Consider the following 8,148-nt stretch of genomic DNA (forward strand, 5'->3'; position numbering starts at 1 on the left):
CCGCGGTTGGGCAATACATAATGATTAAAATGAAGAGTTTGGCACTTATTTTTTTCCTGCTGGTGCCGGTCCTGTGGGCGCAGGAACAGGCCTACAAGCTCGATGTTCACGTGGATCTCACTGAGGTGCACGTCAATGTCACCGATGAGAAGGACCGTCCCGTCGGCAACCTGAAAAAGGACGATTTCCGGATTTTCGAGGACCGGACAGAGCAGAAAATCACCCTGTTCAAGCACGAAGATAGTCCGGTCAGCCTCGGATTAGTCATTGACAACAGCCGCAGCATGGAGCCCCGGAAGCAGCGGATGGATGAGGGAACCCTCTCATTTGTGCGTAAGAGCAATCCTGACGACGAGACTTTCATCATCCACTTCGATGACAGCGCCCGGCTCGACCGGGATTTTACCAGCAGCATCCCGCTCCTGGAAGACACTCTGGCAGGGGTCAAGCCTTACGGGCAAACGGCGATTTACGATGCGCTGCTCCTCGGCCTGGACCATATGGAAGCTGCGAAAAATACGAAGAAAGCGATACTTCTCTTCACCGATGGCGTGGACAATTCCAGCAAGCACACCCTGAGCGAAGCCGTCGACGCAACCAAACACGCCCACGTCGCCGTTTACACGGTCGGTCTGCTCAGCGCCTCGGGCGGCCAGAAAGCGGAAGATGCCCTGATACGGATCGCTGAAGCCAGCGGTGGCCGCGCCTATTTTCCTTTAACAGTGGATGAGGCGCGCGCCGACATGGAACACATTGCACGCGACCTCCGGGAGCAATACACGCTCGGATATCTGCCCACCAACCCGGCACGGAATGGCTCCTGGCGCTCGATCCGCATCGAAGTCGCCCCGCCGCCGGGCGTGCCGGCCACTGCCAGACTCACCGCCAATTATCGGCATGGATATTACGGGCCGGGAGAGGGTAACTAATTACATTGGATCAATGTAATTTAATTGACCTTGGTCAAAATTTCGGGCCCATTCGCGGTCACGGCGATCGTGTGCTCGAAATGCGCCGACGGCTTGCCGTCCGCGGTGATCACCGTCCAGCCGTCTTCAAGGACCTTCACCTTTTCCGTGCCCAGGTTGATCATCGGTTCGATCGCAAGCACGAGACCGGCTTTGATCTTCGGTCCTTTGCCGTTGTGGACGTAGTTCAATACCGGCGGATCCTCGTGAAGCGACCGGCCAATGCCGTGGCCGCAGAACTCCCGCACGATGCCGTAATTATTGGCATCCGCCAGTTGCTGCACGGCCGCCGAAACATCTGAAAGATAGTTGCCCGGCACGGCCTGTTCGATCGCGCGATAAAGGCACTGTTCCGTTATCTTGACGAGGCGGTCGATTTCCGGTGGAATCGCGCCGACCGGAACAGTCATCGCGGAATCGCCGTAATAACCGTCGTAGATGACGCCGAAGTCGAGGCCGACAATGTCTCCGTTCTTCAAAACCTTCTTTGGTGATGGAATACCGTGAACGACCTGATCGTTGACTGAAATGCAGAGGCTGGCCGGAAACCCGCGATAGCCCTTGAATGCCGGCTTCGCCTTCTTTTTATGAGTGAGGTCTTCCGCAATCTTGTCGATGTCCGCGGTCGTCGCGCCTTCGCGCACGTTTTCACGGAGCTCAAGCAGGATTTCGCCCACAATCCGGCTCGCGCCGCGCATAATTTCGATTTCTTTCGCGCTCTTCAGATGAATCATCAGTAAACATTCTAACAGGCTGCACGCTATAATCCCGGCATGAAACTCGAAGGTAAAAAAGTTCTTATCGTGATTCCTCATACTCAATTCAGGGACGAAGAGTTTCTCGAGCCCAAAAAGATTCTCGAGGACGAAGGCGCCAGGATTGTTATCGCTTCGACGTCGGTTCGGACCTGCCGCGGCATGAAAGGAACCGTCGCGCAATCGGAGATTGCCATCGCCGACGCCAAAGCAGACGACTATTCCGCCATCATCGTTTGCGGGGGATCATCCGTACCGGAGTTCTTCTGGAAGGATAAAAAGCTGCAGGAACTTGTCGCCGCCATGTCGGCCGCAGGAAAAATCGTCGCGGCGATCTGTCTTTCAACGGTTGTCCTTGCGAAAGCAAACCTGCTGAAAGGTCTCGAAGCGACCGTATATTTCCTGCCTCAGGCGATCGAAGCCCTCAAGGAAGCCGGCGCACACTACGTGAAAGAGACGCTGATCATCCATAAAAACATCATCCTGGCCGAAGGACCGCCGGATTCACAGCGGTTCGGGCAGGCGATCCGGAGCGCAATGCTGGGCTAGTGTATTTCGCAAAAAAACCTTAATTCAAATTGCATCATTTCGACGTTTCTTCATTGCTTCAATTGAAGAAATGAAGAAACTTGCGATGATGCAATGATCCAATATCTTTAATCACATTATTTACCGCGAACCCTTCTCTCCGGGCGGTTGTCTGTTATAGACATAGAGATGGAGGGCTGATCTATGTCGAAGTGGGCAAGAACCGTCCTGGTTGCGAACCTCATTCTGATTACTCTGGTTTTTATCGCTATTGCGCATGCGCAGCGGCCGCCGGAGCTGGATTCGACCGGCGCGGCATACATGCGGGTGAATATCAACCCGACGAATGTGCCTCCGATGGTCAATATCAACCCCGGGGGAAACGTCCCGCGAGTCGAGGTGATTCGAACGCCGGATATCCACATCGCTCCGACCGGATGCCAGAACGGGCAGAACTATGTGACGGGCATCGGGCGGTCCGTTTCGGGACCGCTCATGGTCAGTTATCTCCATTTGCCGCCCCAGCAGACCACAGTCACCTTGAACGACAGAAGCGGAAGCCACAGTATGAATCTGAGCCAGGCCGGACAGATCACCACCTCGATCTTCCTCGCGTCCGGTCAGAGTCTCGGGTTTGATTCCGATGTGATGTACTCGGGCTGCAGACCGGAATAAATAATTGGTTCTACAGAGTCGCGGCCAGCAGTTCCCTGGAATGGTCGGTAACCACCTGCTGCAGGTTGTTGCCGTGAGCGTCGATGGCCACCACGGCCGGAAAGTTCTTCACTTCCAGTTCCCAGACGGCCTCAGGACTGCCGAACTGCTCCAGCCGTACGCTGAGCACGCGCTGCACGCATTGGGCGTAGATCTGTGCGGCGCCGCCGATTCCGTGCAGGTACACGCAACCATGTTCCTGGCACGCCTTCTGCGTCTTTGGTCCCATGCCGCCTTTGCCGATAACGGCTTTCACGCCGAACCGTTTGATGATATCTGCCTGATAGGGCTCTTCGCGAATGGATGTGGTCGGACCTGCGGCGACCACGCGATATTCGTCACCGTTCTTGAGCACGACGGGGCCGCAGTGATAGATCACGCCGTTCCGGATGACGTCCAGTTCCCCGCCGTCGTGCAGGTACTTGTGAACCGCGTCGCGGCCGGTGAACACCACGCCATCGAGCAGGACGACATCTCCGACCTTGAGCTTTCGAACGTCGGCTTCGCTTAGCGGCGTCTGCAGTCGAACCACGTCGGCTGCGGGCAACGTCAATTCCGGCATCGGTTCTTCGTGCTGGAATTCATGAGGCGCCTGATACAGCCATTCGACGACATTTCCCGTTCCGTCGAGAACGACGCCGCGCCGCCGGTAGGCCCAGCACATGTAAGCAACTGAAACAAAAAACGACGCCGGCAGGCGGTTGAGCTTGCCGATTTTGCAGCATCCGACTGTGAACTTGCCGGAAAAACCCATGGGGCCGATGTCGAGCGTGTTGGCTTCCTTCATGACGCGCGCTTCCAGTTCGGCCAGCACTGGATCCGGGCTGGCGTCTTCCACCGTTCGCAAAAGCTGCCGCTTCGCAAAGTCATAACCCGATGCACGATCGCCACCGATCGCGACGCCGATGAACCCCGGTCCGCAGCCCTTTCCCTGCGCCTTCCAGATTGCATCCAGGATGCATGCCCGAACGCCTTCGAGATTCCGGTCCACGCGCTTGCCTTGAATTTCCATGGGCAGGCTGTATTGCGCGCTCATGTTCTCGCATCCGCCGCCTTTCAGAATGAGCCGGACATGAATGTTGGAATCGCGCGTCTGCTCCCAGTGAAAAACCGGGCTGCCGGGCCCGAGATTGTCGCCGCTGTTGGTGCCGTCAACGCTGTCCACAGAGTTCTGGCGCAGGTAACCCTTGGTGGTCGCTTGTTTAACAGCCTCGCAACAAAGTTCTTCAAGCTCGATCTGGTCGACGCCGCTCGGGGTTTCGAAGTAAAAGCCGATCGTCCCGGTATCCTGGCAGATGGGAAGCGATCTCGCCTTCGCCAGTCCGATGTTCTGCGCGACCAATTCCAGCGCAAAGTCGGCCTTCGATCCGGAAGCCTCAAGCTTGCGTTGGAGATTAATGACCGCCTCGACATCGGGCGGCAGGAACGCAGAGGTCCTGCGGATCAGTTCAAGAATATTGTTACGGAATAGTTCGCGATTCATACACACTCCGGTAAAGACAAAATGAATTTGTCAGTTTACCAGATCATTGGCAGCTGAGCAGTTTAGCCGCAGATGACGCGGATGACGCAGATAAGGGCCCCCATCTGCGGCATCCGCGTCATCTGCGGCTAAAACCTGCTCGGCTCCATCACTTATGAATCGACAGCGGACCGAACAGAGTGTTCTCTGCCGGCCCATTCGGGGCGCCGGCAGGGGGAACTGGCGGCGCCTCTGGCTGGAAGAACGGTGGCGGCGGTGGCGCCGCTACAGGTGGAAGCTGCAGCATCGGTGGCTGGTATCCGTCCGGACTGACGACCGGACCGAACGGTGTCGGAACAACAACCGGCTCTGGCGGCGCCAATTGCGGCTTCATCCTCTGAGTTTGAGGAAAGCCGGACGATTCGACCGACTCCGGTACATTGCTGTCGATCTCAACGGGCTCTGATTCGGCTCTGGGCTCTGAAATACCCCTTGCGGGTGCCGTCACAACAATCCCGCGGCCCTCCATAAGACCGTATCCAAACGGTTGTCCAGAGAACATTGTACGAACGGCATCACTGATACTGAGATCTGCGAAGTGGACCGTGATTTTATAGCCCGTCAATTCAGGAGGTACAGAAGACTGCATTCCCGTCGCCCGATCCCAAAGACCCAGGAATTCGCCTAAGGGAACGGCGTCGGCGTTGATCGAAACCTTTCCGTCCCGATTGATAATCTCCGGCCCGGATCCGAATGTGGTAGCCGTTAAGAGCAGAATTCCCGCGACGCTGAAGATCAGAATCCACTGCTTCATAACCTTCCCCACCTGATTCAATCTTACTCCTCTGAATTCGTGAATGCCGGGGGGTTCTGTGACCGCGGGCCAGTACGGTTCTTAACCCACTTTTTTGGGTAAAGTGCATCGACATCAGCCTCAATCCATCGCCCTCGACGGCTGGGAACTGATGGGGTTCGCCGGCGCCCTCGATGATGTAGAACAATTCAGCTTCGTTGCGCAACAACGGATGCGGTGCCGGGTGGGTGTAAAATGTGACGGCGTGCACACACTGACGTCTCGAAAGCCCAGGGTTCTCATCTTCATCGTCGCCTACAATGCCGAGCGAACGATTCAGCAGGTGCTTCGCCGCGTTCCTATCGAATTATCGGGTTATGACACCGAGATTCTCGTGATCGATGACTCTTCCAGCGACGCCACAGTGGAACAGGCCAGAGCGTTGGAACGGGAAAGTCATCTGCCCTTTCCACTGACTGTTCTGTTTAATCCCGTGAATCTCGGCTATGGCGGAAATCAGAAGGTCGGCTTTCTCTACGCGATTCGGAATGAATTTGATTTTGTGGCGCTGGTCCATGGGGACGGCCAGTACGCGCCCGAACGTTTACCTGACTTGTTGGAGCCTCTGATTAAAGGCGAAGCGGACGCGGTCTTCGGATCGCGCATGATAGGGAAATGGGATGCATTGCGCGGGGGAATGCCGGCGTACAAATTCATCGGCAACCGGATTCTGACCGGAATACAAAACCGGCTGCTTGGCAGTTCCCTCAGCGAGTTTCATTCCGGCTACAGGCTCTATTCTGTTAAAGCACTGGCAAGCGTGCCGTTTCAACTCAATGCAAATGAGTTTCACTTTGATACCGACATCATTATCCAATTCATGCGGGCCGGGCTGCGGATCAAGGAACTGCCTATTCCCACGTACTATGGCGATGAGGTCTGCTATGTAAACGGTTTCCGGTATGCGTGGGATGTCTGCGCCGCCAGTCTGGTCGCATATACCCAGGACCTGGGAATCTTCTACGAGCGCAAATTCGACGTGCGTCAGAGTCATGCGCGGTACGAATCCAAGCTGGCCTTTGACAGCTCCCATACGCTTGTCGTTGACCGCGTACCGCCAGACACGCGGGTCCTTGATCTGGGGTGCGCATCCGGTGTCGTCTCGAGCGCTCTTTTGACCAAGAATTGCCGCATTACGGCAATGGATGTGACCCCACTTCCGGGCCAGCCGCGTTTCGAACGGTTCATCAGGCACAATTTGAACGATCTGCCGCTACCGATCGATACAGCCGATTTCGACTACATCCTTCTGCTGGATGTCATCGAGCATCTCCAGTCTCCGGAGACGTTTGTTGCCGAGCTGCGGCGGCTGCGCACTGAGGGAAGGGCTACGCGTGTCATCGTAACAACGGGCAATATCGGGTTCCTTGTCACCAGGTTGATGCTGTTGCTCGGCGCATTCAACTATGGGGCCAGGGGCATTCTCGATCTCACGCACAGCCGGCTATTTACCTTTACGACCCTGCGGAGGCTTTTCGAACAGGCCGGTTACCGGATTGACGAGATTCGGGGGATTCCCGCCCCATTTCCGCTGGCGGTGGGCAACAAGATACTCGGGCGGCTCTTACTGAAGCTGAATCGCCTCCTGATTCACCTGTCGAAAGGGCTTTTTTCCTACCAGATTCTCATGGTTGTGGCTCCGTTACCATCGTCCGAGTGGCTGCTCAGTCAAGCCATTCAGACGCACGGCAGTGTCAACGTCCCTGTTCAACAGGGAGATTAGCCACAAAAAGCACAGCGCGGCTATGCCGCAACCAAACTTTTTTAGCCGCAGATGACGCGGATGACGCAGATGGGGGCGCATCATGAAGTTCGTTTTTGCGCCCCATCTGCGTGATCCGCGTCATCTGCGGCTAACTAATCTTTTCCATTGAATCCGCAACATTCTGGCCGTGGATGAGGCGTAGCGTTATGATGGTGCGGTCTACGAAGGTGTCATGGAAACTGTAGATCTGTCCATCATCATGCCGGTCTTCAACGAGCGCGAGACGGTCGCGGCCATCACCCGGCGTGTGCTCACCGAGGTGCCCCTCCAGCTGGAACTGATCATTGTCGATGACGGTTCAACGGATGGCAGCGCCGAAATCATCGACGCCCTGGCGCGAGAAGATGGACGCATCCAGGCGATTCATAAGCCCAACGGAGGCAAAACATCGGCGCTTAAGGCAGGTTTCGAGCGGAGCCGCGGAAACATCGTTATCATCCAGGACGCCGATCTTGAATACGATCCCGCAGAAGTCTTCCATGTGGTGCAGCCGATCATCGATAACCATGCCGACGTCGTTTACGGCTCCCGGTTCCTCGTTCGACGGGCGTCGCGTGTCCTCTACTTCTACCACTACCTGGCAAATCGCGTTCTGACTCTGCTGTCGAATTCCCTGACGAATCTCAACATGACCGACGTCGAAACCGGCTACAAGGCACTCCGGGGCGAAATCATCCGGAACATGATTATCGTGTCCAGCGGTTTCGGAATCGAAATCGAGATTACGGCGAAAATCGCAAAACTCGGAGTGGCGATCTACGAAGTACCGATCAGCTACTATGGCCGGACGTATGAACAGGGCAAAAAAATCGGATTGAAAGACGGGATACTTGCGCTGTGGTACATCTTGCGTTTCAATCTCTTCAGTACGCGAGACAGTTCATTCCGGGAGATTCCAAAACTGAATGGCACGAAATCCGGGGAGATCGGCAGAACGCCCTCAGGCAGCGCCTCCTCCGGCAAAGAGATACATCGAATGTCCAGGTAAAGACCTGACAACTGCCTGCAATCCCTGGGAATCCATCCACTAATCTAATGTTCAGCCGCACCGCTTATTGAAGTATGTGCGAGGGGACTCACCAGTTTCCGTTTTTCAAGGTTGT

8 protein-coding genes are annotated in these 8,148 nt (G+C 55.8%); 5 read left to right on the top strand and 3 right to left on the bottom strand.

The window, feature by feature from the left end:
- Positions 1–29: 29 nt before the first annotated feature.
- Entirely contained in the window at positions 30–929 is a 900-nt protein-coding gene (locus VGK48_22820) for a VWA domain-containing protein (GenBank protein ID HEY2384018.1), read from the top strand.
- A 20-nt stretch (positions 930–949) separates the two neighbouring features.
- On the opposite strand, the gene map is transcribed toward VGK48_22820, so the two are convergent.
- The gene (gene map / locus VGK48_22825) at positions 950–1,702 is read right to left on the bottom strand and encodes a type I methionyl aminopeptidase (GenBank protein ID HEY2384019.1); all 753 of its coding nucleotides are present in this window, start codon (positions 1,700–1,702) and stop codon (positions 950–952) included.
- A gap of 39 nt (positions 1,703–1,741) precedes the next feature.
- Here map and VGK48_22830 point away from each other — a divergent pair, with 39 nt between their 5' ends.
- Together VGK48_22830 and VGK48_22835 are read left to right on the top strand one after the other, a co-directional pair.
- Positions 1,742–2,272 carry a DJ-1/PfpI family protein gene (locus tag VGK48_22830; GenBank protein HEY2384020.1) on the top strand — a complete coding sequence of 177 codons (531 nt, stop codon included), beginning with the start codon at positions 1,742–1,744 and terminating at the stop codon, positions 2,270–2,272.
- Between the two features lie 183 nt (positions 2,273–2,455).
- Positions 2,456–2,926, top strand: a complete 471-nt coding sequence (locus tag VGK48_22835) for a hypothetical protein (GenBank protein ID HEY2384021.1) — start codon at positions 2,456–2,458, stop codon at positions 2,924–2,926.
- Positions 2,927–2,936: 10 nt separating this feature from the next.
- Here VGK48_22835 and VGK48_22840 read toward each other — a convergent pair whose 3' ends face one another.
- Both VGK48_22840 and VGK48_22845 read right to left on the bottom strand, forming a co-directional pair.
- Positions 2,937–4,448: a FumA C-terminus/TtdB family hydratase beta subunit gene (locus tag VGK48_22840; GenBank protein HEY2384022.1), complete on the bottom strand. Its 1,512-nt coding sequence runs from the start codon at positions 4,446–4,448 to the stop codon at positions 2,937–2,939.
- A 148-nt stretch (positions 4,449–4,596) separates the two neighbouring features.
- A complete protein-coding gene (locus tag VGK48_22845; GenBank protein HEY2384023.1) occupies positions 4,597–5,241 on the bottom strand; it encodes a hypothetical protein in 645 nt (214 codons plus the stop codon).
- Between the two features lie 103 nt (positions 5,242–5,344).
- On the opposite strand from VGK48_22845, the gene VGK48_22850 reads away from it, so the two are divergent.
- The gene (locus VGK48_22850) at positions 5,345–7,003 is read left to right on the top strand and encodes a bifunctional glycosyltransferase/class I SAM-dependent methyltransferase (protein ID HEY2384024.1); all 1,659 of its coding nucleotides are present in this window, start codon (positions 5,345–5,347) and stop codon (positions 7,001–7,003) included.
- A 214-nt stretch (positions 7,004–7,217) separates the two neighbouring features.
- Positions 7,218–8,033 carry a glycosyltransferase family 2 protein gene (locus tag VGK48_22855; protein HEY2384025.1) on the top strand — a complete coding sequence of 272 codons (816 nt, stop codon included), beginning with the start codon at positions 7,218–7,220 and terminating at the stop codon, positions 8,031–8,033.
- The last annotated feature ends 115 nt before the right edge of the window (positions 8,034–8,148 follow it).

The sequence above is a fragment of the Terriglobia bacterium genome (genome assembly GCA_036496425.1).
Lineage (GTDB): Bacteria > Acidobacteriota > Terriglobia > 20CM-2-55-15 > 20CM-2-55-15 > 20CM-2-55-15.

Bases quoted from the DNA above. Each gene is read 5' to 3' on its own strand.
- VGK48_22855 (HEY2384025.1), top strand. From the start codon at position 7,218: ATGGAAACTGTAGATCTGTCCATCATCATGCCGGTCTTCAACGAGCGC.
- VGK48_22835 (HEY2384021.1), top strand. From the start codon at position 2,456: ATGTCGAAGTGGGCAAGAACCGTCCTGGTTGCGAACCTCATTCTGATT.
- VGK48_22840 (HEY2384022.1), bottom strand. From the start codon at position 4,448: ATGAATCGCGAACTATTCCGTAACAATATTCTTGAACTGATCCGCAGG.
- VGK48_22820 (HEY2384018.1), top strand. From the start codon at position 30: ATGAAGAGTTTGGCACTTATTTTTTTCCTGCTGGTGCCGGTCCTGTGG.
- VGK48_22845 (HEY2384023.1), bottom strand. From the start codon at position 5,241: ATGAAGCAGTGGATTCTGATCTTCAGCGTCGCGGGAATTCTGCTCTTA.
- VGK48_22830 (HEY2384020.1), top strand. From the start codon at position 1,742: ATGAAACTCGAAGGTAAAAAAGTTCTTATCGTGATTCCTCATACTCAA.
- map (HEY2384019.1), bottom strand. From the start codon at position 1,702: ATGATTCATCTGAAGAGCGCGAAAGAAATCGAAATTATGCGCGGCGCG.